Raw genomic sequence first — 23,003 nt, 5'->3', positions numbered from 1 at the left:
CCGCGCTTTTCTTCTTTTTGTTGCCGGTCCCGCCGGTGGAGTCCCATGTCCGATCTCGAACTGCCCTATGCCTATGGCAACCCGCCGCTGACCGCCGTGCTGCGCAGTGCGCCCGAAGACTTTCAGGTCGAGGAAATTCTGGGTTACGACGCCGACGGTGAAGGTGAACATGCCTTGCTATGGGTGGAAAAGCGTGGCGCGAACACCGACTGGGTGGCGCGCGAGCTGGCGAAGTTCGCCGGCATTCCGCCGCTCAACGTGGGCTATGCGGGACTGAAGGATCGCCATGCGGTGACGCGCCAGACCTTCTCCGTGCAGCTGGCGGGCAAGCCTGATCCCGATTGGTCGACCTTTGCCGCCGAGGGCGTGAAGGTGCTGGCGGCGACGCGTCATACGCGCAAGCTCAAGCGCGGCGCGCTGCGTGGCAACCGCTTCGTGCTGGTGTTGCGTCAGGTCGACGGCGATCGAGCGGTGGCCGATCAGATCCTCAAGCAGATCGCGCAGCGTGGCGTGCCCAATTATTTCGGCGAGCAGCGCTTTGGTCGCGAGGGCGGCAACGTGGCGCAGGCCCGTGCGATGTTTGCCGGGCGGCGCGTGGATCGCGACAAGCGCCACTTTCTGTTGTCGGCTGCACGCTCGCATATTTTCAATGCCGTGCTGGCTGCGCGTGTTGAGCGCGATGCGTGGGATTCGCCGATGGAGGGGGAGATCTGGTCGCTGGCGGGGTCGCGCTCGTGGTTTGGGCCGGAGCCGTTCGACGCGACGTTGTCGCAGCGATTGGCTACGGGGGATATTCATCCTTCAGGCCCCTTGTGGGGACGCGGCGACACGCCGGCCCAGGGTGAGGTGGCATCGCTGGAAAATGCCGTGGCTGCCGACAATGTCGATCTTGCCGATGGGTTGGTGGCAGCAAAGATGGATCAGGAGCGTCGCGCGTTGCGGATGATTCCGCAGAATCTTTCCTGGCGGTGGTTGGAGGATGGGGCGTTGGAGTTGAGTTTTGAGTTGGCGGCGGGGGCGTATGCGACGACCGTCATTAGAGAACTGGCTACGACAGCGTGAGTCCCGCTTTGCTCGTCATCCCGGCGCAGGCCGGGATCCAGAGCCTCGGTTTCTGATTGTCGCGTTACGGCCAGCGTGCCGCCTACGCGGCGGGCGTTTCGATCGGCTGCCGCCGACCGAGTCACTTTTCTTTTGCTGGCCCAAAAGAAAAGTAACCCAAAGAAAATGGCCTGATAACGCCCGCAGCATTGTGTTTGGATAAGCCCGAACGCTTGAGGCGCGTCGTTGTGGGACAACCTCCGAGGGTACACAGGGGGTAGTTCAATGCGCTGCGCAACGCGCCCGAATCGCTGAGGACTTAAAGCCGGGCCTCGCTGCGCATCGGCTTTCATCCTCCCGCCTTCCCTTTGCTACGACCGCTTGTCTGTGGGAGCGCACCCTGTGCGCGACAGCCACGCTGCGATGTACCGCTCCGTAGGTTTGTCGCGCATAGGGTGCGCTCCCACAGACAAGCGGCCCGCATGGTTGAAAACTTGAGCCACGGCGTACGCACCCCCTTGTAGGAGCGCACTTGTGCGCGACCGCGGAGCTCAGATGTACCGCTCCGYAGGGTGTTCGCGCACAGGGTGCGCTCTTACAGTTAGGTTAGGGCCAGGTCGCTTGTCGTGTCCCGATCGGTGTCGCCCGGCGCACTAAGGCAACGAAAAACCCTACCGCCCCTTCAACAGCACCACCACCGCCCCCGTCCCACCTTGCATCGGCCTCGCCGACGCAAACGCCACCACATCATCCCGACGTCGCAGCATGCGATCGGTCAGCACTTTCAGCACCGGTCCAGCGGCGCGGGAGCGCAGGCCTTTGCCGTGCACGATGCGTACGCAGCGGATGCCTTGGTGCTTGGCTTCGGCGAGGAAATCGGTGATGCACGCCTGCGCGGTGGCGGCATTCATCTGGTGCAGGTCGATTTCGTCCTGGATGCTGTACTGGCCGCGCTTGAGTTGGCGCAGCAACTTGGGTGGATAGCCGTCGCGCAGATAGCTCAGTTCCTCGCCCACTTCGAGGATGGTCGGGTCAAAGGCCATGTCCAGCAATTCGCCCGGCACGGCGGCCTCGTCTGCTTCCAGCATGTGCGCCTGGGGTTCTGGCTTGGGCGCGGCCGGGGTGGGCTCGACCGGATCGAAGGCACGCACCTGGTCGCCCAGGGCCTCGCGGAAGAGGCGCGCGTCATCATCGGAGACCGGAGAGGGCGGGCGATGTTTCATGCCATGAATCCTAATGCACGGGCGTCACGCCTGTGTCGCGGCCTGGTTGAGCCGGCGGCCATGGCGGGCCTTTGGAATCGGGCGCGGGTGCGCGCTTATCTGATGTGAAACCGCCGCCCCGGTCCGGTAGACTTCAAGCTTCACCGGCAGACGCAGCCCCATCCGCGTCGCCGCGACTGGCTTAGAACGGATCATCATGCGAGTTCTTGTTAGTAACGACGATGGCGTGGATGCACCGGGCATCCGCGTGCTCGCCGAACGCCTTGGCGCGGTCGGTCAGGTCACCGTAGTGGCGCCCGACCGCGATCGCTCCGGCGCCAGCAATTCCCTGACCCTGGACGCCCCCATCCGCGCCCTGCGGATGGACAACGGTTACTACCGCGTGGCGGGCACGCCCACCGACTGCGTCCACCTGGCGCTGGCCGGCATGCTCGACTACGAGCCGGACATGGTGGTGTCGGGCATCAACAACTCCGCCAACCTGGGCGACGACGTCATCTACTCCGGCACCGTTTCGGCGGCGATGGAAGGTCGTTTCCTGGGATTGCCGGCGATTGCCGTGTCGCTGGTCACCAAGGATCACAAGGGCGAGCACTACGACTCAGCGGCCAATGCCGTGTTGGCGCTGATGCAGCAGCTGCTGGTCGATCCGCTGCCGGCGGACACCATCCTCAACGTCAACGTGCCCGACCTGCCGTGGGATCAGATCCGCGGCTTCGAAGTCACCCGTCTGGGCAAGCGCCACCGTTCGGAACCATGCATCAAGCAGACCGATCCGCGCGGCAAGGAAATCTGGTGGATCGGCCCCTCGGGCGCCGTCGACGACGCCGGCCCGGGCACGGACTTCAATGCGGTGCATCGCGGCTATATTTCGGTGACGCCCATCCATGTCGACCTGACGCGCTTCCAGGCGCTGGAAAAGGTCAGCAGCTGGATCGGCGGCTTGAACAAGAGCGTGGCCGGCGGCAAGCCGGCCGATGAGGCAGCGTGAGGGCATGAACGTGCATCCTTTGCCGCCATCCGCACTGAAGGGCGAGGGCATGACCTCGCAGCGTGCGCGCGATCGTCTTGCCGTGAAGCTCAAGGAAGAAGGCATCCGCGATCAGCGCGTGATCGACGTGATCCGCAATACGCCGCGTCACCATTTCATCGATCAGGCGCTGCATTCGCGCGCTTACGAAAACACCGCGTTGCCGATCGGCCACGGGCAGACCATCTCCCAGCCGTGGGTGGTAGCGCGCATGACCGAAGCGCTGCTGGAGCGTCCCGACGGCAAGCAGGGCGTGCCGCAGAAAGTGTTGGAGATCGGCACCGGCTCCGGCTATCAGGCGGTGGTGCTGGCGCAGATCGTGCCGCAGGTGTTCACGGTCGAGCGCATCGAGGAGTTGCTGCGCCAGGCGCGCCGTCGCTTCCGCCAGCTCGGCCTCAACAATATTCGCTCGCGCCATGACGACGGCAAACTCGGGTGGCCCGACGAGGCGCCATTCGACGCGATCATTCTTACCGCCGCCGGTGATGCGATTCCGCACGCCGTGCTCGACCAGCTCAGCCCCACGGGCGTGCTGGTCGCCCCGGTCGGTTCGCCCAGCAACCAGACCCTGATCCGCATGCGCGGCGACGGGCAGGGCGATTTCATCCAGGAAGAACTGGCCGCCGTCAGTTTCGTGCCGCTGCTTGGCGGCATCGGCTGATGCGCTCACAAGGAAACGTTTAAGCATGCGTCTGTTCGGACCGCTTTACGCGCGTGCACTCACGTGGGCGCGCCACCCCAGGGCTGTGTATTACCTGTGCGGCCTGAGTTTCGTCGAGGCTTTCATCTTCCCGATCATGCCGGAAGTGATGCTGGCGCCGATGATGCTCGGCAAGCGTCACAAGGCGTTTTTCTACGCCAACATCAGCCTGTTGTTTTCGCTGCTGGGTTCGCTGGTCGGATACGCGCTGGGCCATTGGGCCTTCCATGCGCTGTCGCCGCTGCTCGACAGCCTGCATCTGCTGGCGCCCATCGAGAAGGGCGTGGACAACCTGCGCCTGCAGATGAACCAGCATTGGCTGGGTCTGTTGCTGGTGCTTGCGCTGGCTGCGTTGCAGCCGGTGGTCCCGATGAAGTTCGTCACGTGGGCGTCGGGCATCGTGGGCGTGCCGGTGATTCCGTTCCTGGTCTGCATGGCGGTCGGCCGCGGCAAGCGCGTGTGGCTGCTGGCCTTGCTGATCCGCATTTTTGGCGAGCGTGCCGAGCGCATCCTGCACAAGCATATCGAGCGCATTGGCTGGGCGGCGCTGGTGATTTTGGCCGGCCTTTTGGCCTGGTGGTTGCTGTCGCGCTGAACGCCGGCCGGCGGACTTCGGCTGCCGTGCAAGCAATACGCATGAAAATGACGCGTCGCCTAGTTATGCTGACCGATATGAATGGATATCTCCGGTCACTGATCCTGACCTCCGTCGTCCTGCTGGCTGCCTGCGGCACCCAGCGCTCCGTCGTGGTCGAGCCATCGGCCGGCAGCTCCTCGCGCGTGGTTACGCCGGCAGCTCGTCCGGTGCCAGGCGGCACCTATAAGGTGGCCAAGGGCGACACGCTCTACTCGATCGCCTTCCGCAATGGTGTGGACTTCCGCGACCTGGCGAGCTGGAACCATATCGATTCGCCTTACACGATCTGGCCGGGGCAGGAGCTGAAGCTGGCCCCCGCCGACGGCAAGCCGCCAGCAGCGGCGGCCATGCACACCGCGCCGGTGGTGGCGACGGCGACCAAGCCACCGCCGACGACCGGCCGCGTGGTGACGCCTGCGCCGGAAGCTCAGCCGGGCTTCCAGCCGGCAACACCGTCCACTGCAAATACGACGGCTGTCGTTACGCCCCCTGCGCCGTCGGCGGCACACCCCGCCACGCCGGCGCCTGCCGCCAGCACCACGCCAGTGGTTCCCGTGGCCGGCGCGCCGACTGCCACTGCAGCCAATACGCCTCCGCCCGCTCCGCCGGTACCGGCCGCTCCGGGCGCGACGCGCAGCAATGGCGGCGTGAACTGGCGTTGGCCAGCCGACGGCACGCTGATCAAACGTTTCCAATCCGGCGATGCCATTCCCGGTATCGAGATCGGCGGCAAATCCGGTGATCCGGTGCGCGCGGCTGCCGACGGCGTCGTCGTGTATAGCGGCAACGGCCTGGTCGGCTACGGCGAGCTGGTGATCGTGAAGCACAACGACAGCTATCTGTCGGCCTATGGGCACAACAGCAAGCGACTGGTGAAGGAAGGTCAGCGTGTCACCGCAGGTCAACCGATTGCGGAGATGGGCTCGACGGGCGCGTCGCGCGACGAGCTGCAGTTCCAGATCCGCAAGGATGGCAATCCGGTGGATCCGCTGGGATACCTGCCGCCGCGCTAAAACCGAAGTTGAAACACTGTGGGAGCGCACCCTGTGCGCGACGGGTCTTGCCTCAAGGTTCGAGGCCGTCGCGCACAGGGTGCGCTCCCACAGGAGAACCAGGTGCTTTTACGCGGGCAGGATAAACGCCGCCACAACGCGCCGACTCTCGCCAGCCAGCAAGTCATAGGTGCGCGCCGCCGCAGCGTTATCCATCACTTCCACGCCCACACCTTTGCGCAGCAGCCCGGCCATGAAGGCTTGCGCCGGGAAGACCTGGCGCTCGCCAGTGCCCACCAGCACCACTTCGGGCTTCAAGGCGAGGATGGCGTCGATATGACTGGCATCGAGCTCGGCGGCTGCCGCGACCGGCCAGTCTTCCACCAGGCGCTCAGGCGACAGCAGGAAGCTGCGGGTGAATTCGCGGTCCACCACGGTAATGGCATGGGCGCCGACACGGCGCACAAAGAGATAGCCTTCGGGGCGATCGAGCGACAGATCCATCGCTGGGTGGCCCTTAGCGGGGCAGGGCGAGCTTGGGCTCGTCCTCGTTGCGACGGAACAGCACCACGATGTGGCCGATCTGCTGCACGCTCTCGGACTGCGTGCCTTCAGCCAGGAAGTCGATCTGCTGCTGACGCTCGTCCTTGTCGCCGCCGGACAGCTTCACCTTGACCAGCTCATGCTGCGACAGCGCAAGATCCAACTCCTTGCGCACAGCCTCGGTCGCGCCCTTGGCGCCCAGCAGGATGACCGGGCTGAGATCGTGCGCAAGGCTGCGCAGGTAGCGGCGCTGCGAATTGGAAAGTGCCATGCGTTCAGTCTCGGATTCACTGCGATAGGACAGGTAAGGGTATCATGCGGCCATCTCCCCCGTATCTGTGGCACCTCGGCCTATGGCTCGCAGCAAAAGTAGTTCCCGCTGGCTGCGGGAGCACTTCGATGATGTTTATGTGAAGAAAGCCCAGGCTGAGGGGCTGCGTTCGCGTGCCGTTTTCAAGCTGGAAGAGCTGATCGACAAGGATCGCCTGCTCAAGCCCAATATGCGCGTGGTCGACCTGGGCGCCGCCCCCGGCGGCTGGTCGCAGCTGGTACGCCAGCGCCTGGGCGACACCGGTCATGTGGTAGCCATGGACATCCTGCCGATGCAGGGCATTGGCGGCGTGGACTTCCTTCAGGGCGATTTTCGCGAGGAATCGGTGCTGCAGGAGCTGGAAAGCCGCCTGCAGGGGCAACAGGTCGATCTTGTGCTGTCTGATATGGCCCCCAATATGAGTGGTGTGGCCCTGTCGGATCAGATCCGGGCAATGGACCTGGCCGAGCTGGCGCTGGACTTCAGCCGCCAATGGCTCAAGCCCGGCGGCTCGTTTCTGATCAAGTTGTTCCAGGGGACAGGCTTTGACGACTACATCCGCAGCTTGCGCGCAGACTTCACCCGCGTAACGATGCGTAAACCCAAGGCCTCCCGCGCACGTTCGCGGGAGGTGTATGCATTAGCTGTGGGGCGAAAGGTCCATGGCGGGCAATCCGGCGAGAACCGTGCATGAATGAAATGGCGAAAAACCTGCTGCTCTGGCTGATCATCGCGGTGGTCCTGCTCACCGTGTTCCAGAGCTTCAACCCGCATGGCGCCTCCTCGTCGGACCTGCCTTACAGCAGCTTCGTGCAGAGCGTCGACAACGGGAACGTGGCCTCGGCCAACATCAGTGCCGACCAGCCGGCCGCCATCAGCGGCAAGCTGAAGGACGGCAGCTCGTTCCGCACGGTCGCTCCGGTCCTGGGTTGGTCCACCAACGGGGTGGTCAAGCAGATGCAGGACAAGGGCGTCGAGGTCCGCCAGGAGCCTTCCAACAACGGCTTCTCGCTGCTGGGCCTGCTGCTCAACTGGCTGCCCATCATCCTGATCGTCGGCGTGTTCATCTGGTTCATGCGCCAGATGCAGGCCGGTGCGGGTGGTCGCGGCGCCATGAGCTTCGGCCGCTCGCGCGCCAAGCTGCAGGGCGAGGATCAGATCAAGGTCAACTTCAGCGACGTCGCCGGCTGCGATGAAGCCAAGGAAGAAGTCGGCGAGCTGGTCGAATTCCTGCGCGATCCGGGCAAGTTCCAGAAGCTGGGCGGCAAGATTCCGCGCGGCGTGCTGATGGTCGGTCCCCCGGGTACCGGCAAGACGCTGCTGGCCAAGGCCATCGCCGGCGAAGCCAAGGTGCCGTTCTTCTCGATCTCCGGTTCGGACTTCGTGGAGATGTTCGTGGGCGTCGGCGCCAGCCGCGTGCGCGACATGTTCGAGCAGGCCAAGAAGCACGCGCCGTGCATCATCTTCATCGACGAAATCGACGCGGTCGGTCGTCATCGCGGCGCCGGTCTGGGCGGCGGTCATGACGAGCGCGAGCAGACCCTCAACCAGTTGCTGGTGGAAATGGACGGTTTCGAAGGCACCGAAGGTGTCATCGTGATCGCCGCCACCAACCGTCCCGACGTGCTCGATCCCGCACTGCTGCGTCCGGGTCGCTTCGACCGCCAGGTCGTGGTGGGCCTGCCGGACGTGAAGGGCCGCGAACAGATCCTCAAGGTGCACATGCGTCGCGTGCCGATTTCCTCGGACGTCGATGCGATGACCATCGCGCGCGGCACCCCGGGCTTCTCGGGCGCCGATCTCGCCAACCTGGTGAACGAGGCTGCCTTGTTTGCCGCACGCGAGAACGCCCGCGACGTGCGCATGATTCATCTGGACAAGGCGCGCGACAAGATCCTGATGGGTGCCGAGCGCCGCTCGATGGCCATGAGCGAGGACGAGAAGAAGCTGACGGCGTATCACGAAGCCGGTCACGCCATCGTCGGCCGTCTGGTGCCCGAGCACGATCCGGTCTACAAGGTCACCATCATCCCGCGCGGTCGCGCGCTGGGCGTGACGATGTACCTGCCCGAGGGCGACAAGTACAGCATGAACCGCGTGGCGATCGAATCGCAGCTGTGCTCGCTGTACGGCGGCCGCGTGGCCGAGGCGCTGATCTTCGGCGAGGACAAGGTCACCACCGGTGCGTCCAACGACATCGAGCGCGCCACCAAGATGGCCCGCAACATGGCCACCAAGTGGGGCCTGTCCGACACGCTCGGTCCGGTGACCTATGGCGAGGAAGAGGACGAAGTGTTCCTCGGCCGCGCTGTCACGCAGCACAAGAACGTCTCCAATGAGACGGCGCGCAAGATCGACGAGGAAGTGCGTGCCATCCTCGATCGCAACTACGCCCGCACCAAGCAGCTGCTGACCGACAACATCGACAAGCTGCACGTGATGGCCGACGCGCTGCTGCAGTACGAGACCATCGACGCGCGCCAGATCGACGACATCATGGCTGGCCGCGTACCTGGCCCGCCGGCGGATTGGTCGAAGAACTCCAGCGGCTCTACGCCGCCGCCTCCGCCGCCGCGTGGCGACAGCGGCGCCAAGGTGGGTGATCCGGCCACTCAGAGCCGCGTCGCCGATCGCTGATCGCGCTACATGCACAGAAGAAAGGCGGCCATAGGCCGCCTTTTCTTTTGCGCGCGAACGCTGCGAGAGCGCAGCGCTTCTGGCGACGGACCACTGTAGGAGCGCACTTGTGCGCGACAACCAGGCGAAGCAGAGGCGACATGGCGCTGCGGTCGCGCACAAGTGCGCTCCTACAAAGGATCTGCAATTTTTTTGCGTGGAGGTGTAGCCGAAAGTGAAACAGAAGGCTAAAATAGCGGGCTCGAGTGAAGTGCAGTCATCGCCGAACGTGAAGATTTCCACACGGCAATGCAAAAAATCTGAAAAAAAGAGTTGACGCACCGCCCTCGAATCTGAATAATTCCGCTTCTCGCTTCGGCGCTTTCCACCTCGGTGGTTAAGCGACAAGGCAAAAGTTAAAACGCGCCCGTAGCTCAGTTGGATAGAGTACCAGGCTACGAACTTGGTGGTCGGGAGTTCGAATCTCTCCGGGCGCGCCATATAACAGCAAGATGTGATGTTCGCATCACGGCTTGCACCGCAAGGCAATGAATCGCCAGGCGGTCCGAACGTAAGGTTTAGAAGTTCGGTGTGCTTTGATACGGATTGACTAGGCTAGGCGTCACCCGTAGCATTTCAAAGCTTCAGCCCGAACAGGTTGAGGGTTTCGAAATCGGGGTATAGCTCAGCCTGGTAGAGCGCCAGCTTTGGGAGCTGGATGTCGGGGGTTCGAATCCCTCTGCCCCGACCATGCAGATGCTATGCACAATGTGCACAAGCGCCTGTAGCTCAACCGGATAGAGCATCGGCCTTCTAAGCCGACGGTTGCAGGTTCGATTCCTGTCGGGCGCGCCAGTTCAAAGTTTGCGGTGGATGTAGCTCAGCTGGTTAGAGCATCGGATTGTGATTCCGAGGGTCGTGGGTTCGAGTCCCATCTTCCACCCCAGTTGACGAAAGTAAGTACAAACAGTTTCAGGGCCGTTAGCTCAGTTGGTAGAGCAGTTGACTCTTAATCAATTGGTCGAAAGTTCGAATCTTTCACGGCCCACCAATTGAATCAGGCGCTTAGCGAAAGCTAAGCGCCTTTTTCTTTGCTCATATACCGGCTTAATACTACGAGCCGCTGAGCCTTGGCCTTGTGAGTCAGCTCGGGAATTCGGACATCGAAGTCCTGAGGGCTTTGTTAGGCTAGCTACGAAGCCAAGCTGCCACGTTGCCGAAAGCGCTGTTGAGCTGGGTAGTGTTGATAGTTCTCTAAGTTGTAGCCATGGAGGAGTGTGTATATGCGAGACACCACAGGCGGCTTCTAAAACCAGTCCCAACGTCAACACTACCCGCCGCACTGGCGGGTAGTTTCGTTTGGGGGATGGCAAACCAGGGAGAAAGCATGGACGTTGCTACATTCTTCAGGGACGACGCCTTTCGCAGTCTCGTTGTCACTGTCGGCGTCATCGTCGCCGTAGTGTCGATCCACACGCAGAGGTCAATCGCCCGTAAGAAGCAAACGGCAGATCTCTTGTTTGCGAGCCGAAGCGATAAAAAACTTCAGTCCGGATATCAATTCATCGGCGAGTACAGCACGGCCTGTACCAAGAACATCATCGCATTGGCCGAAGTGGACGCTCAAAGCGACCACGCCGAGGATGTTCGTTATGTATTGAATCACTTCGAGACTGTCAGCGTAGGTATCGATGCTGGAATCTATGACGAGCCGATGCTCAAGCGCAGCTGGTGCATGATCGTCCTGCAGACGTACGAACGAACCCAGCCGCTTATCGCTGCGATAAGACGAAGGCAGCAGCGGGAGACCATCCTTCAAGAGTTTGAGGCGCTGGCGGTACGTTGGAAGAAGAGTCCTCTCAAGCTGAGGAAGTAACGGCCGCGGCTCCAGAGGTGGATTCGACGAACGAGCGTATTGCCTGATGTCGCTCGATGGCCGACGTCTCCTATCCGGACAGCGCTATAAGCACCCTGGCGACTCGCGCCGTCACACGTACTGCATCTTCACCGTCATCCCACCGTCGACCACGAAGTGCTGGCCGGTGACGAAGGACGATTGCGTCGATAACAAATAGACGGCCAATGCGCCGATGTCCTCAGGAGTGCCTACGCGGCCCGCGGGATGTTGGGTGTGATCGCGGCGGCTGAGTCTGGGAGCGCTGCGTTCAGCAGGCTCGCGCCATGCGTCGGTGGCTATCCAGCCAGGAAGAATGGCGTTGACTCGCACCTTGGGGCCGGCGCTCACGGCCAGCGCGTGGGTGAAGGCGAGCATGCCGCCCTTGGTGGCGGCGTAGGCTTCGGTGTCGGGTTCCGATTGCAGTGCGCGGGTGGAGGCGATGTTTACGATGCTGCCGTGTTGATGCTGCAGTGATGGCAGGGCGTGTTTGCTGCAGAGAAAGGTGCCAGTGAGGTTGGTGGCCAGGTAGCGGTTCCATTGTTCCAGCGACAAGTCACTGAGTGGGCCGCTGTGCGGATCGGCGATGCCGGCGTTGTTAACCAGTCCGTCGATGCGGCCGTAGTGTTTGAGCGCACTGGTGATCCATCGTTTGACGCTGGCTTCGCGCGATACATCAAGCACCGTGGAGCGGGCGCGTTCGCCCACGTTCCATTCGTCGAGGCAGGCCTTGCCGGCTTCGGTACTCAAGTCGCCGATCAACACATTGCCGCCGGCGCCGAGCACGGCTTGGGCGATGCCGCGGCCGATACCTTGCGCACCTCCGGTCACCAGGATGGTCGTTCCTTTCAGCGGCTGGGCCTCGAAAGGCGTGATGGCGGGCGTTTGCGTCATGGCGGTGTCCTTGCGGGTGTCGGCAGCAGCTTGGCGAAGCGCATGCATAGGCCGGGTCGACAGTGTTTCGCGCCTGCGACAGGGCGGGTCTGCAGAAGCGTGAATTTCCGAGCTATCGGCCAAACGGCCTAAATCCGGCTGGCGTCATGGAGGGTCGACACCGCAAGGATCCCCATCCCCTTTGACCAGACTGGTGTTGCCATCGCCGCGGCGCTGGTACAGGCGCGCTGCGCAAACGCCTTTTCCCAGAATCCATGTGCGTCAAGACATAGAACGAATGGTTTTGTCAAGTTCTCGTGGGCCGTGGATATACTCGCAAGTGACGCAGTTCACACTTTATGCGCAGGGGGCCCCGCCATGAAAGTTCTCACTCTGTTGTTTGCTGTTTGCGTAGCCGCGGTGCTGACCGGTTGTGCCACCGGACGTGGCTCGACCGAGGCGCCGAAGATCGATCCTGCCGCGCAGGCGGTGTCCACGTACAAGATTGGCGTGGACGATCAGCTTCAGGTCACCGTCTGGCAGAACCCCGACCTCAGCGTCAGCGTGCCGGTGAGGCCGGACGGCAAGATCACCGTGCCCTTGATTGGCGATGTGATGGCCGGCGGCAAGACGCCCGAAGAGGTCGCGGCGGAGATCAAGGACAAGCTGCAGTCCTATGTACGCGATCCGCAGGTCGCCGTGATCCTCACTGCCTTGCGCAGTCACGAGTACTTGTCGCGCGTACGCGTGACCGGTGCCGTGCGCACGCCGGTATCGATTCCGTATCGCCAGGGCATGACCGTGCTGGACGCGGTGCTGGCCGCCGGAGGCACCACCGAGTTCGCGGCGCCTGACCGCACCGAACTGTATCGCGAAGACAAGAACGGCGTGACCACGCCTTATGCCGTGCGGTTGGACAACGTACTGCAGAAGGGCGATCTCGCCACCAATTACCCGGTGCAACCCGGGGATGTTGTCACCGTACCGATGCGCGCGTTCTAAACGCCGCACGCAGGGGAAAGGGAGGACGTCGCCATGAGTGGAGAACTCAGGCCGATGGCAAGCCTTGTGCCGGCATTGATCAATGAGGCACGTCGCCGCCGTCTCATGTTGGGCATCGCGTTTGCCTTGATTGCGCTGGCTGCATTGACTGCCGGCATGTTGTGGCCGCGCAAGTACGTCGCTTCGACGACGATTCTTGCGCAGGAGAGCAGCATCATCACGCCCTTGATGGCGGGTGCTGCTGCACCGACGGCTAACCAGAATCGCGCCAGCATGGCGCGCGACGTGATCTTCAGCCGCAAGGTGATGGCCAAGATCCTCGAAGCTGGTGGCTGGATGGCCACCCATCCGTCGCCGGTGGAACAGGACCGCATCGCCGAAGGCATCAAGTCGCGCACCCAGGTGCAGATCTCGCACGACAACCTGATCACCATTGCCTATAGCGACAGCAACGCCAAGCGCACCTTCGATGTGGCGCATGCCTTCGCTCAGCTGTTCATCAGCGAAAGCCTGGCATCGAAGCAGCGCGAGAGCCGCGAGGCCTACGAGTTCATCAACAGCCAGGTCGAGGCCTATCGCGCCAAGCTGACCGACGCGGAGGACAAGCTGAAGGCGTACCGCGATGCCAACGCCGACGCACGGCCGGGCAGCGAAGCGGATACCGCGGCACGCATCAGCCAGTTGCGCACGCAGATCGAATCCGCGCGCATGGACATGATGGAGCGTCGCTCGCAGGAAGGCTCGTTGGCGTCGCAGCTCAACGGCGAATCCGAAGTGAATACGGTGCAGACGGCGGATGGCCTGCTGCAGGCGCAGCTGGGCGAGCTGCAGGCGCAGCTCAACAAGCTGCTGTTGACGTATACCGATTCCTATCCCGATGTCGTGCGCATCCGTCATCAGATGGAAGACCTGAAGCGGCAGCTGGCCGCTTCCGACCAGCGCCAGCACGCAGCCCAGTTGGCGGGTACGCCCACTGCCTTGGACAGCAACGTCTCGTTCAACCCGGCTTATCAGCAGATCAAAACGCAGCTGTCTTCGGCTCGCGCAGCAAGTGCGGCAGCTGCCGCACGCATGGGAGCGAGCGAGGCGATGCTGCAAACCGAGTTGCAACGCAGCGCGCGTATTGCCAACTCGGAGAACGTCACGGCCGAATTGACCCGCGACTACAACGTCAACCGCGACGTCTACCAGGACTTGCTCAAGCGCCGCGAGAACGCCCGCGTGTCGATGAACCTGGACGCCGAGCAGCGTGGCCTGACCTTCCTGGTGCAGAACCCCGCCGTGATGCCGCTGTCGCCATCGGGCCTGCGCTTCATGCATTTCGGATTGGCGGGCATGGGTTTGTCGCTGGTCTTGCCGCTTGGCCTGCTGGTGGCTCTGGTGTGGTTCGACCCGCGCGTGCGCTCGGTTTGGCAGCTGGAGCAGGCTATCGGTGCGCCGGTGCTCGCGACGATTCCGTTCTATCCCACGCCGGGTGATCGCCGTCGCGATCGCATGCGCAACATGATCCTCGGCCTAATCGTGCTCGGGGTGGGCGCTGTCTATCTCATTGCCGTCTGGATACGGCTGAAGGGATGACCATGAAGAATATCGAAGACGACAACATGTCCGAACGTATCAGCGAAGTGTTGGAAGCGGCGGCGCACAACCTCGAGTTGCGCAAGACCTCAAGCCAGTCCATTGCACGCATGCACGAGGAGGGCGGCGCGCTGGCGCCGATCCAGCTCGAGCAGCGGCGGATGATTCATCGCGAAGAATCGGTGCGCCAGCAGTCCGATGCCTTCCGCGAAATCCGTACGCGCCTGCTCGCGATGGGCGGACACCACAACTTCACGACCCTGGTGGCGGCGGTGAGCCCGCGTTCGGGCAGCAGCTTCGTGGCGCGCAATCTCGCCGCCGCCTTTGCGTTCGATGAAGCCAAGACCAGTTTGCTGATCGACTGCAACGTGCGTTATCCGAACCAGCACAAGGTCATGGGCATCGAGCCTGCGCGCGGTGGACTGATCGACCTGATGGATCATCCGGCGATCGGCATCGAGTCGATCATCTATCACACCGGCGTACCGCACCTGCGCCTGATACCGGCAGGCAAGTCGCGTGAAAGCAGCAGCGAATACTTCACCTCCCATCGCATGCGTGCGGTGATCGATTCGCTGCGATCGCGCTATGCCGACCGCTACATCTTCCTCGACGGTCCCTCCATCAAGGGCGCGCCGGACGCGCGAATCCTCGCCGACCTGGCCGACTTCGTGGTGGTGGTGGCTGGCTACGGGAAGGACACGCCTGGGGCGATCAGCCAGGCGCTCAGTCATTTTGAGCCGAGCAAGCTCGCAGGAGTGGTGTTCAACCAAGCGCCCTAGACCAACAGGAATGAAGGATAGGGAAGGAGGCGCCGCCACAGGGTGGGACGGCGCCTCAAGGGGTAACGGTCAGAGGAATGGATATGCCGGCTTACAACAGGCTCGCCCGCGCCACCATGATCGCGCTCGTCGTTGTGCCTGGCACGTCATGGGCAGGCGACTTCGCGTATTCGGTGTTCGGTAGCGTGGAACACAGCGACAACATCGCCCTGTCCACGGAGAACCCCCAAAGCACCAATGTGTTCGTTCCGGGCGTCAACTTTGCCTATCGACAGGTGGGTTCCACGCTCCAGGCGAACGTAGTCGGTACGGTGGAATACCTCGATTACAGCAACAAGAATTTCGACAGCCAAGTGCTGGGCACGTTGGGCGCGCAGGCCAACTGGTCGGTGATACCGCAGCGATTGGATTTTTCCATCGAGGACGATGCGGGCGTCCAGCCGGTCGACACGCTGGCCAGCAATTCGCCCAATAACGAACAGCAGACCAACGTGCTGTCGTTGGGACCGATCCTGCATTTCCAGTTCAACGGCTCCACCCGCGGCCAGGCTGAGCTGAAGTATCTCAACAGCTATGCCTCGAAGGTGGACGATTTCGATTCGTCGCGCGGGCTGGGCGCGTTCCGCGTGATTCGCGACGTGAATCCCACGACCCAGGTGTCGTTGAACGTGGAGTCACAGCGCGTCGATCTGAAGAACAACGACGCCGGCCCCGACTACACCCGCAACGAGTTCTATGCGCACTACGTGCACACGCTGCGCGATTTTGACGTGGATGCGTCGCTGGGGTGGGCATACATCGACTTCACCCATGCTCCCAGCGCGTCCAAGCCCTTGGCCAACGTCACCGTGGGCTGGCGGCCGAGCGTGGACAACAGCTTCAGCCTTACCGGCCGCTACGAGTACTCCGATGCGGCCCAGGACATGTTGTTGCAGCCGGGCCAGACCATCGTCGACAGCATGACCAATGTGCCGACCAACCCGCTGGATCTGATCAACGACCCGACCCGCGGCGGCATCAACACCGGCACTATGGTGGTGGACTCGGAGGTGTACCTGGACCAAAGCCTCGAGGGCACCTACAGCTATCGCGGCGATCGCTTGTCCATCACCGTGCAGCCTCTCTATCGAAAACTGACCTATCTGAATGACACCGAGTTCAATCAGAAAGAGAAGAGCGGCGCCATCAGCGTGGAGTACAAACTGCGGCCCACGTTGTTTCTGTCGGCGTTCGGCAACTACCAGCATCTCGATTACACCAACATCATCCGTACCGACAAGACCACGCGTTTCGGTCTTGCGCTGAGCCACCAGTTCACTCAGCGCTGGAGCTGGCGCGCTGCCTATACCCGCCAGTTGCGCAACAGCACGGCCGTGCAGCAGAGCTACCACGAGAACGAATTTCTCGTGTCGCTGGTTTATCACCGATGAAAGCGCGCATCGAAGCCGAACTGCCGTTTTACTTCGGCCCCGGAAGGGAGCTGTTCGGCTTCTATCATCCCGCCGCCGGCATGCGCGCGGCGGTGTTGCTATGTCCGCCGTTTGGCGTCGAGCAGATCCGCTGCCACCGACTGTATCGCCAGTTGGCCCATGGCTTGGCCGAGGCAGGATTTCCGGTATTGCGCTTCGACTACTTCGGGACCGGCGATTCGGCGGGTGAGAGCCGCGCCTTTGAATGGACGCGTTGCCTCGCTGACGTGGTGACAGCCGCCACGGAGTTGCGCATGCGCCACGGCGGCGGGCGTGTGCTGGCATTTGGCGCGCGTCTTGGCGCCAATGCGGCGCTCGCGGCGGCCCAGGCGGCGCGACTGGACGGTGTCGTTGCGTGGGACGTGATTACCGATGGCGCAGCCCTGGTACGTCAGTACGACCACATGCAGGAATCCCTGAAGGTCGATCTGAACCGATTCGAATATGCGCGACCGGAGCTCGACGTCAGTACGCAATGGCCGGGCTTTGAGACCAGCGATCGCCTGCGCGGGCAACTGATGGATCTGCGCTTGCTGGACCCGGGTATCGCCTCGGCCTGGCTTGCCTCATCCGTATCCGATGACGCATCGCAACTGGATGAGCGTTATGCCGGCAAGTGCACCGCGGTCGAGGTTTCGCCGCGCTGGGACGATGTCGACAGCCTTGAGCTGGCGATACTTTCACATCCTTTGCTGGAGGCGGCCAAGCGCCACCTGAAGGAGATGGCCTGATGCACGAGCAGGCCTTCCGCTTTGGTGGCGCCAGGCATCTGGTTGGCGTGGTCGGTTTGCCCGCGCTGATCGACCAGGGCGTTGGCGTGATTTTTCTCAATGCCGGCATGGTGCATCGCGTGGGCCCGTTCCGCCTCCATGTGGAGCTGGCGCGGCGACTCAACGCCTTGGGTTACCCCACGCTGCGTTTTGATCTGTCCACCATCGGTGACAGCGGCGCCAGCGGGCAGCGCCTGTCGCGTCCCGAACAGGTGGTTGCCGATGTACGCGACGCGATGGAACTGCTGAAGCAGCAGTCGGGGTGCACGCGCTTTGTATTGTTCGGACTTTGTTCCGGCGCGCAGAACGCGCATTCGACGGCGTTTGCCGACGAACGCGTGGCGGGTGCGTTTTTCCTCGATGGCTATGGACATCGCACGCTGGGGCAGCGCGTGCGTCATTACCTGCCGCGCCTGTTGAGCCTGTCGGTGTGGCGCCAGCGATTGGCGCGTCGTGGCGTGGCAGTGGCGCAGCGTCCCGCCGAGCCGGCCTTCGTGGTCGAGCCGTTGCCGCCGAGGGTCGTGCGCGCGCAGCTCGCCGACATGCTCCAGCGTGGACTCAAGCTCGATTTCATCTACAGCGGCGGCGTGGCGCGTTACTTCAACCACGTCCGCCAGTTCCGCGAGTGTTTTGGCCGGCTGGCCGATCACCCGGGCGTGAGCGTCAATTATTTCAAGCAAGCGGACCACACCTACGTACTCAGCGGTGACCGCCAGCAGCTGCTCGAGCACGTCGCGCAGTGGATGGGTCGCCATTTCCCCGTCACACGACCAGGCACGTGATCATGCACAAAGTACTCGTCACCGGCGGCGCCGGCTATATCGGGAGTCATGTCGTCCAGCAGCTGACGTCACGTGGCGAGCATGTGGTGGTGATCGACAACCTGAGCTCGGGTTATCGCGAGGCCGTGCAGGGTGCCGAGCTGGTGGTGGGCAATGTGGGCGATACCGCGCTGGTGGCCTCGGTGCTGCAGCATCACGGCATCGATGCCGTGCTGCACTTTGCGGCTCACACCGTTGTGCCCGAATCGGTGAGCGATCCGCTCAAGTACTACGGCAACAACACCTGCAATACGCGCAACCTGCTGGCGGCCTGTGCGGATTCGGGTGTCGACAAGTTCATTTTCTCGTCCACGGCAGCCGTGTACGGCCTGACCGAGCATGGCGTCGCCGATGAAGATACGCCGACCCAGCCCGCCAATCCGTACGGTCGCTCCAAGCTGATGTCGGAGATGATGCTCTGCGACCACTGCGCGACCGGGCAGATGCGTCATGTGATCCTGCGCTACTTCAATGTGGCCGGATGCGATCCCAAGGGGCGCATCGGTCATTCGGCGCCGTCGGCGACTTTGCTGATCAAGGCGGCGTGCGAGCATGCGGTGGGCAAGCGTGCATCGCTCGCCATCTACGGCACGGACTACGACACGCCCGACGGCACCGGCATTCGCGACTATATCCACGTGGAAGACCTGGCCACGGCCCATCTGCGCGCGCTCGATTATCTTCGCGAAGGTGGCGATTCCCTCAAGCTCAATTGTGGCTATGGCCATGGCTATAGCGTGCGCGAGGTGCTCGATTCGGTGGCGAGGGTGGATGGTCACCCGCTCAATATCGTCGAGCTGCCGCGGCGCGCCGGCGATCTTGGGATGCTGATCGCCTGCAGCGACCGGCTCAAGCAGGTGCTGGACTGGCAACCCCAATACGACGATCTCGATTTCATCGTGCGCACAGCCCTGTTGTGGGAACGCAAGCTGGTAAGCAAGCCTGCGCCATTGTCGTCGGTGGCGTGATGACGGGAAGCGCGCCCGCGTTGGTTTCCCGCCCGATACGGGGACGTAGGCGCGGTGCAACTTCATTAGTGTGGCTCGCCCTGCTGCTGCCGATGACATGCTGGTCGGCGGGGCATACGCACAAGTCGCATGGCGCGCCCACCAAGACTACTGAAGCGCCCGCTGTTGCAGCACCTGCCGATAGTGCAGCTGCGCAACGCATCGTGGTGCATCAGAACGTGGGCGACGGGCCAGAGGTTCGAGTCTCCGTAGGCATTCCTTTTCCGCCATCGACGCTACGCGATGTGCAGCAGCTGCGCATACTCGATGCGGCGGGCAACGAAGTGCCATCGCACGTGGACGCGACCCTGCTCTGGTATGCGCGCGATCGCAGCATTCGGGCGGTACGCGCCCAGTTTCATGCCCAACTAACCAAGGGTGAGGGCACCTATTATTTCTCGATCAGCAAGCCGCGTACCCGCGACGCGCCCGGCTGGCCGTATGCGCAGGAACTGGTGACGGATGGGCAAGGCGTGCGTGTGGCTGCCGCTCTCGCAACACTGGAACCGGCGTGGCTTTGTGCGTCGCTGATTGCCGGCCCGCAGACGCCTGCCACCAAGGGCGAGGCCTACGCCAACTACGTGTCCACCCAATTCGATTGGGCGAAGAAGCTGCCGACCGACGATCACACCGCGTGGCTGTTCGATCGCCCCAGCACGTTGTTCAAGGCCTATGTGCGAACGGGCCGCTTTGATTACCTGCAAGCCGCCGATCAGAGCTATCACTTCTACATGAAGTACATCAAGAGGGATGGCATGCCGTTCAGTCCGTTCTGTGGGGGCGGCTGGACCATGGGTAAGGAGCCGTGCGACGTGAAATACGTCTACGTCGAGCCCATCCTGCTGGCTCTGGCGCTCACCGGCGACGATAGCGAACACGATAGGGAGACCGTCGACAAGATGGTCATCCTGTGGCAACACGGCGGCTGGAGCGGCACGCCGGGACCATATACGAATCCCGGCGAGCGCTTCACCGAGCGCTTGGCGGGTCTGGGCCTGCTGGCCACCATTAACGCCTATGAACTGACTGGCGAGACTCGCTATCTCGCCCATGCGCGCGAACGCGTGGGCTGGCTCTATGACCATCAGCGCAGCAACCCGGACAAACTCGGCGTCGACGGCTCGTGGCGCAACAGCTGGAACCTGCACGAAGACGATTCCTGGAACCCGCAACACGATGTGCGCGGGTCCTCGCCGTGGATGAGCGAGAACATCATCGATGGCCTCTGGCACACCTGGCTTGTCACGGGCGACCACCGCATCCCGGACATGATCACGGCCTTTGGGCGTTACCTGGAGCGCTACGGCTGGATCGACGTGAACACCATCGTGCAGGGTCACGAGTGGCGCAATCCGTGCTCCGGTGAGAAAGGGCAGATCGCCTGGTACTGGGCATCCTCGGGCGCCAGTCGCAGCAAGCTGGCCGAGATCGAGGATTCCGACGGCTGGTACAGCGACTCGCACAACGTCGAGCTGGTGATGCCGGTGGCGGCAGCCTATTACTTCGAGCGCGATCCGGCGCAAAGCGATGCGCTGAAGCGTCGTCTCGACGCACTGGCCTCCTCCTACAACACCGAGTGCGCGCAGATTGGCGAGACGGTGCGTCGCTTCAACTGGAACAACCGCGGCAGTGGCGTGGCGATGTGGTTGCTGCAGCAGCCGCCGGGCAGCGGATCGAACTCGCCGCTGGCGGCGCACACAACGCCCTAGGGCTTGGATGGGACGAATGGCAAGGTATCAGCAGGGGCAGGTTTAGATGAATCGTCGTATGGCAGCACTTCGCAGCATGGCGCTGGTGTCGGCTTCCACCTATGTGGAATACGCGCTGGGCCTGTTCATCAGCGTGTGGATTGCGCGCGCGCTGGGGCCGGCGGACTTTGGCCGCTATGCGTTCACGGTGTGGCTGTGCGGCTGGTTGATGACTTGCAGCAATCACGCATTGACGACTTCTTCGACCAAATTCATCGCCGAGGCCTACGGTGCGGAGCTGCCCGAGGTCGCCTCGCATATCTCCTATCGCCTGATGCGCAATCAGATGTGGAGTTGCGCGGTTGTGATTGCGCTGTTTTTCGCCGGTGTCGCGATCATCCGCCCGCAGGAATGGGCGGGCTTCATCTTGCCGATCACGGTACTCGTGGCTATCGGCGTGGTGGCCAAGGCCAATTACAGCCTGCTGGTGGCCATATCGAAAGGGCAGGAGCATTTCGAGCCGGTGTCCATCGCCACGGTGATCTCGGGCGTCATCATGCTGGCCCTGGTGGGGCTTGCCACCTGGTTCCACGCAGGCCTGCTCGCCTTCGTCGGGATCTTTGCGGTCTCCTGCCTGACGCTGAACCTGATCAACCGCATGGCGTATCGCCATTACTGCCTGCCGTTTGGCCCGGGCGACGTGCCCGATGAAATGTCCAAGCGCCTGACGCGCCACTTGCGGCTTACCGCGGTGCTGATCCTGTTGATTGCGCTGAAGACCAACACGATCGAAGTCTTTCTGCTCAACACCTATGCCAATTCCACGGCGGTGGGCTTCTTCGCCATTGCGGGCACCTTGACGCGCGGCGCGGTGGAGCTGTTCTCAGTGGGACTTACCTCGACACTGCTGCCCTACATGGCGCGCGCCTTTGGCCAGAGTGGACAATCGCACGCAACCCGCGTGCTGTCGGAGGCGACGCGATTCTATTGGGCCACCGGTCTGATGATTGCGGGGCTGGGTTTTGTCACCACGCCGGGGTTGGTGACGCTGATGTACGGCAACAAGTACATCGATGCGATTCCTGCGATCGAGGTCACCCTGGTATTGGCGGGGCTGTTGCTGATCACCAACAGCATCGCCGCCTTCCAGGTGGTGACGGATCGGCAGGGGGACCGCCTGCGCATCTCCGGGTCGGCGTTGATCATCAACGTGATCCTTGGGTTCAGCCTGATTCCGCACTTTGGTCTGCTGGGCGCGGTGCTTTGCTATGCGGGCACGCGTCTGGCTGAGCTGGCGATCTGCACGTTTTATATCCGGCGTGTGGCCAGTGCCGGGTTGCCGATCGCACCGATGCTGAAGCTGTTTGTCGTGGGGTTGGTGGCCACGGGAGCGGGATGGTTGGTGGCGGCGGTGACGCCGGGGCACTTTGCTTTCATCACGGGGGCGATCACGTTTGTGGCAGTGTTTTTGCCGGCCAGTTTCCTGGTGCGTTACTGGAGTGAAGAGGATTTCCGGTTGATGGGGATGATTTCGGATAAGTTGGGGCCGGTGGGGCGGGTGGCGAAGAGGGTGTTGGGGATGTTGCAGGGGCCGGTGCCTAGGGCACCGTAGGGTTCTAGCTTGTCATCGCTGCGCGGGTCGATTTTCAGTCCGCCATTCCTGGCAGACAGAGATCCGGTGACTATCCACTCGATTGTGGCGATGTCGCCAGCGTGCCGCCTGCGCGGCGGGCGTTTCGAGCGGCTGCCGCCGCTCGAGTCACCTTTCTTTTGCTGGCCCAAAAGATCCCACGGGACTAGCTTCGCGTCGAAAGTAACCCAAAGAAAATGGCCTGATAACGCCGGCAGCATTGTGTTGGGATAAGCCAGAACGCTCGATGCGCGTCGTTATGGGACAACCTCCGAGGGTACACAGCGGGTACTTCAAAGCGCTGGGAGCGCACCCTGTGCGCGACAGCCACGCTGGGGTGTACCGCTCCGTAGGTTTGTCGCGCACAGGGTGCGCTCCCACAAAAAGCCGACCGGCA

General features: G+C 62.7%; 21 protein-coding genes and 5 tRNA genes. 22 read left to right on the top strand and 4 right to left on the bottom strand.

All coding sequences use genetic code 11. The features are described from left to right. Window positions 1-45: 45 nt before the first annotated feature. Entirely contained in the window at window positions 46-1,062 is a 1,017-nt protein-coding gene (gene truD / locus AC1DE1_RS02980; protein ID WP_477178892.1) for a tRNA pseudouridine(13) synthase TruD, read from the top strand. Between the two features lie 650 nt (window positions 1,063-1,712). On the opposite strand, the gene AC1DE1_RS02975 is transcribed toward truD, so the two are convergent. Next, complete coding sequence (locus tag AC1DE1_RS02975) at window positions 1,713-2,264, bottom strand: Smr/MutS family protein (protein ID WP_477175765.1); 552 nt, start codon at window positions 2,262-2,264, stop codon at window positions 1,713-1,715. Between the two features lie 196 nt (window positions 2,265-2,460). Between AC1DE1_RS02975 and surE the strand changes: the two genes are divergently transcribed. The 4 genes from surE to AC1DE1_RS02955 all read left to right on the top strand — a co-directional run bounded on the left by surE (window position 2,461) and on the right by AC1DE1_RS02955 (window position 5,644). Next, window positions 2,461-3,255, top strand: a complete 795-nt coding sequence (surE, locus tag AC1DE1_RS02970) for a 5'/3'-nucleotidase SurE (protein WP_441603165.1) — start codon at window positions 2,461-2,463, stop codon at window positions 3,253-3,255. Window positions 3,256-3,259: 4 nt separating this feature from the next. Beyond that, window positions 3,260-3,955: a protein-L-isoaspartate(D-aspartate) O-methyltransferase gene (locus tag AC1DE1_RS02965; protein ID WP_082121017.1), complete on the top strand. Its 696-nt coding sequence runs from the start codon at window positions 3,260-3,262 to the stop codon at window positions 3,953-3,955. Window positions 3,956-3,980: 25 nt separating this feature from the next. Continuing rightward, the gene (locus tag AC1DE1_RS02960) at window positions 3,981-4,589 is read left to right on the top strand and encodes a YqaA family protein (protein ID WP_046971491.1); all 609 of its coding nucleotides are present in this window, start codon (window positions 3,981-3,983) and stop codon (window positions 4,587-4,589) included. Between the two features lie 65 nt (window positions 4,590-4,654). Beyond that, the gene (locus AC1DE1_RS02955) at window positions 4,655-5,644 is read left to right on the top strand and encodes a peptidoglycan DD-metalloendopeptidase family protein (protein WP_477175913.1); all 990 of its coding nucleotides are present in this window, start codon (window positions 4,655-4,657) and stop codon (window positions 5,642-5,644) included. 108 nt (window positions 5,645-5,752) lie between these two features. On the opposite strand, the gene AC1DE1_RS02950 is transcribed toward AC1DE1_RS02955, so the two are convergent. Beyond that, window positions 5,753-6,127 carry an Mth938-like domain-containing protein gene (locus tag AC1DE1_RS02950; protein WP_477175764.1) on the bottom strand — a complete coding sequence of 125 codons (375 nt, stop codon included), beginning with the start codon at window positions 6,125-6,127 and terminating at the stop codon, window positions 5,753-5,755. 13 nt (window positions 6,128-6,140) lie between these two features. Continuing rightward, window positions 6,141-6,437 (bottom strand): ribosome assembly RNA-binding protein YhbY, encoded by a 297-nt coding sequence (gene yhbY, locus AC1DE1_RS02945; protein ID WP_441603167.1) that lies wholly within the window; start codon window positions 6,435-6,437, stop codon window positions 6,141-6,143. A gap of 82 nt (window positions 6,438-6,519) precedes the next feature. Between yhbY and rlmE the strand changes: the two genes are divergently transcribed. The 8 genes from rlmE (at window position 6,520) to AC1DE1_RS02905 (ending at window position 10,968) form a co-directional block, all read left to right on the top strand. Then, window positions 6,520-7,170 carry a 23S rRNA (uridine(2552)-2'-O)-methyltransferase RlmE gene (rlmE, locus tag AC1DE1_RS02940; RefSeq protein WP_477175763.1) on the top strand — a complete coding sequence of 217 codons (651 nt, stop codon included), beginning with the start codon at window positions 6,520-6,522 and terminating at the stop codon, window positions 7,168-7,170. Continuing rightward, window positions 7,167-9,113 (top strand): ATP-dependent zinc metalloprotease FtsH, encoded by a 1,947-nt coding sequence (gene ftsH, locus AC1DE1_RS02935; RefSeq protein WP_441603169.1) that lies wholly within the window; start codon window positions 7,167-7,169, stop codon window positions 9,111-9,113. The genes rlmE and ftsH overlap by 4 nt, the downstream gene beginning before the upstream one ends. 402 nt (window positions 9,114-9,515) lie before the next feature. After that, window positions 9,516-9,592 (top strand) — tRNA-Arg (locus tag AC1DE1_RS02930). Window positions 9,593-9,766: 174 nt separating this feature from the next. Next, window positions 9,767-9,843 (top strand) — tRNA-Pro (locus AC1DE1_RS02925). Window positions 9,844-9,870: 27 nt separating this feature from the next. Next, window positions 9,871-9,947: transfer RNA gene (locus AC1DE1_RS02920), tRNA-Arg, on the top strand. 14 nt (window positions 9,948-9,961) lie between these two features. Further along, a tRNA-His gene (locus tag AC1DE1_RS02915) sits at window positions 9,962-10,038 on the top strand. A gap of 29 nt (window positions 10,039-10,067) precedes the next feature. Further along, window positions 10,068-10,143: transfer RNA gene (locus tag AC1DE1_RS02910), tRNA-Lys, on the top strand. A 336-nt stretch (window positions 10,144-10,479) separates the two neighbouring features. Next, window positions 10,480-10,968, top strand: coding sequence for a DUF4760 domain-containing protein (locus tag AC1DE1_RS02905; RefSeq protein ID WP_477175762.1), 489 nt, complete (start codon window positions 10,480-10,482; stop codon window positions 10,966-10,968). A gap of 111 nt (window positions 10,969-11,079) precedes the next feature. On the opposite strand, the gene AC1DE1_RS02900 is transcribed toward AC1DE1_RS02905, so the two are convergent. Further along, window positions 11,080-11,880, bottom strand: coding sequence for an SDR family oxidoreductase (locus AC1DE1_RS02900; protein ID WP_477175761.1), 801 nt, complete (start codon window positions 11,878-11,880; stop codon window positions 11,080-11,082). Window positions 11,881-12,237: 357 nt separating this feature from the next. Between AC1DE1_RS02900 and AC1DE1_RS02895 the strand changes: the two genes are divergently transcribed. The 9 genes from AC1DE1_RS02895 (at window position 12,238) to AC1DE1_RS02855 (ending at window position 22,588) form a co-directional block, all read left to right on the top strand. Continuing rightward, window positions 12,238-12,861 (top strand): XrtA/PEP-CTERM system exopolysaccharide export protein, encoded by a 624-nt coding sequence (locus AC1DE1_RS02895; RefSeq protein ID WP_082121019.1) that lies wholly within the window; start codon window positions 12,238-12,240, stop codon window positions 12,859-12,861. Window positions 12,862-12,894: 33 nt separating this feature from the next. Next, window positions 12,895-14,439: an XrtA system polysaccharide chain length determinant gene (locus tag AC1DE1_RS02890; RefSeq protein ID WP_477175760.1), complete on the top strand. Its 1,545-nt coding sequence runs from the start codon at window positions 12,895-12,897 to the stop codon at window positions 14,437-14,439. A gap of 2 nt (window positions 14,440-14,441) precedes the next feature. Further along, window positions 14,442-15,221, top strand: a complete 780-nt coding sequence (locus tag AC1DE1_RS02885) for a P-loop NTPase family protein (RefSeq protein ID WP_477175759.1) — start codon at window positions 14,442-14,444, stop codon at window positions 15,219-15,221. Window positions 15,222-15,304: 83 nt separating this feature from the next. Continuing rightward, complete coding sequence (locus tag AC1DE1_RS02880) at window positions 15,305-16,651, top strand: outer membrane beta-barrel protein (protein ID WP_477175758.1); 1,347 nt, start codon at window positions 15,305-15,307, stop codon at window positions 16,649-16,651. Next, a complete protein-coding gene (locus tag AC1DE1_RS02875) occupies window positions 16,648-17,421 on the top strand; it encodes a serine aminopeptidase domain-containing protein (RefSeq protein ID WP_441603175.1) in 774 nt (257 codons plus the stop codon). The genes AC1DE1_RS02880 and AC1DE1_RS02875 overlap by 4 nt, the downstream gene beginning before the upstream one ends. Continuing rightward, a complete protein-coding gene (locus AC1DE1_RS02870) occupies window positions 17,421-18,242 on the top strand; it encodes an alpha/beta hydrolase family protein (protein ID WP_477175757.1) in 822 nt (273 codons plus the stop codon). Before AC1DE1_RS02875 ends, AC1DE1_RS02870 begins: the two co-directional genes overlap by 1 nt. Window positions 18,243-18,244: 2 nt before the next feature. Beyond that, on the top strand, window positions 18,245-19,249 hold the full coding sequence (galE, locus tag AC1DE1_RS02865) for a UDP-glucose 4-epimerase GalE (protein ID WP_441603177.1): 1,005 nt from the start codon (window positions 18,245-18,247) through the stop codon (window positions 19,247-19,249). Window positions 19,250-19,317: 68 nt separating this feature from the next. Continuing rightward, entirely contained in the window at window positions 19,318-20,997 is a 1,680-nt protein-coding gene (locus AC1DE1_RS02860) for a hypothetical protein (RefSeq protein WP_477175756.1), read from the top strand. 46 nt (window positions 20,998-21,043) lie between these two features. Then, window positions 21,044-22,588 carry an oligosaccharide flippase family protein gene (locus AC1DE1_RS02855; protein WP_477175755.1) on the top strand — a complete coding sequence of 515 codons (1,545 nt, stop codon included), beginning with the start codon at window positions 21,044-21,046 and terminating at the stop codon, window positions 22,586-22,588. The last annotated feature ends 415 nt before the right edge of the window (window positions 22,589-23,003 follow it).

The organism is Dyella sp. 05T440 (genome assembly GCF_056395965.1).
Note: the sequence above shows the minus strand (reverse complement) of the source record. Positions and strands in the feature narration are given on the sequence as shown.

Excerpts from the sequence above, each read along its gene's own strand:
- AC1DE1_RS02880 (WP_477175758.1), top strand. The coding sequence starts at position 15,305 with ATGCCGGCTTACAACAGGCTCGCCCGCGCCACCATGATCGCGCTCGTC.
- AC1DE1_RS02895 (WP_082121019.1), top strand. The coding sequence starts at position 12,238 with ATGAAAGTTCTCACTCTGTTGTTTGCTGTTTGCGTAGCCGCGGTGCTG.
- yhbY (WP_441603167.1), bottom strand. The coding sequence starts at position 6,437 with ATGGCACTTTCCAATTCGCAGCGCCGCTACCTGCGCAGCCTTGCGCAC.
- AC1DE1_RS02885 (WP_477175759.1), top strand. The coding sequence starts at position 14,442 with ATGAAGAATATCGAAGACGACAACATGTCCGAACGTATCAGCGAAGTG.
- truD (WP_477178892.1), top strand. The coding sequence starts at position 46 with ATGTCCGATCTCGAACTGCCCTATGCCTATGGCAACCCGCCGCTGACC.
- AC1DE1_RS02900 (WP_477175761.1), bottom strand. The coding sequence starts at position 11,880 with ATGACGCAAACGCCCGCCATCACGCCTTTCGAGGCCCAGCCGCTGAAA.
- AC1DE1_RS02870 (WP_477175757.1), top strand. The coding sequence starts at position 17,421 with ATGCACGAGCAGGCCTTCCGCTTTGGTGGCGCCAGGCATCTGGTTGGC.
- AC1DE1_RS02965 (WP_082121017.1), top strand. The coding sequence starts at position 3,260 with ATGAACGTGCATCCTTTGCCGCCATCCGCACTGAAGGGCGAGGGCATG.
- AC1DE1_RS02890 (WP_477175760.1), top strand. The coding sequence starts at position 12,895 with ATGAGTGGAGAACTCAGGCCGATGGCAAGCCTTGTGCCGGCATTGATC.
- AC1DE1_RS02960 (WP_046971491.1), top strand. The coding sequence starts at position 3,981 with ATGCGTCTGTTCGGACCGCTTTACGCGCGTGCACTCACGTGGGCGCGC.
- ftsH (WP_441603169.1), top strand. The coding sequence starts at position 7,167 with ATGAATGAAATGGCGAAAAACCTGCTGCTCTGGCTGATCATCGCGGTG.
- AC1DE1_RS02905 (WP_477175762.1), top strand. The coding sequence starts at position 10,480 with ATGGACGTTGCTACATTCTTCAGGGACGACGCCTTTCGCAGTCTCGTT.
- surE (WP_441603165.1), top strand. The coding sequence starts at position 2,461 with ATGCGAGTTCTTGTTAGTAACGACGATGGCGTGGATGCACCGGGCATC.
- AC1DE1_RS02875 (WP_441603175.1), top strand. The coding sequence starts at position 16,648 with ATGAAAGCGCGCATCGAAGCCGAACTGCCGTTTTACTTCGGCCCCGGA.
- AC1DE1_RS02975 (WP_477175765.1), bottom strand. The coding sequence starts at position 2,264 with ATGAAACATCGCCCGCCCTCTCCGGTCTCCGATGATGACGCGCGCCTC.
- AC1DE1_RS02955 (WP_477175913.1), top strand. The coding sequence starts at position 4,655 with ATGCTGACCGATATGAATGGATATCTCCGGTCACTGATCCTGACCTCC.
- AC1DE1_RS02855 (WP_477175755.1), top strand. The coding sequence starts at position 21,044 with ATGAATCGTCGTATGGCAGCACTTCGCAGCATGGCGCTGGTGTCGGCT.
- AC1DE1_RS02950 (WP_477175764.1), bottom strand. The coding sequence starts at position 6,127 with ATGGATCTGTCGCTCGATCGCCCCGAAGGCTATCTCTTTGTGCGCCGT.
- galE (WP_441603177.1), top strand. The coding sequence starts at position 18,245 with ATGCACAAAGTACTCGTCACCGGCGGCGCCGGCTATATCGGGAGTCAT.
- rlmE (WP_477175763.1), top strand. The coding sequence starts at position 6,520 with ATGGCTCGCAGCAAAAGTAGTTCCCGCTGGCTGCGGGAGCACTTCGAT.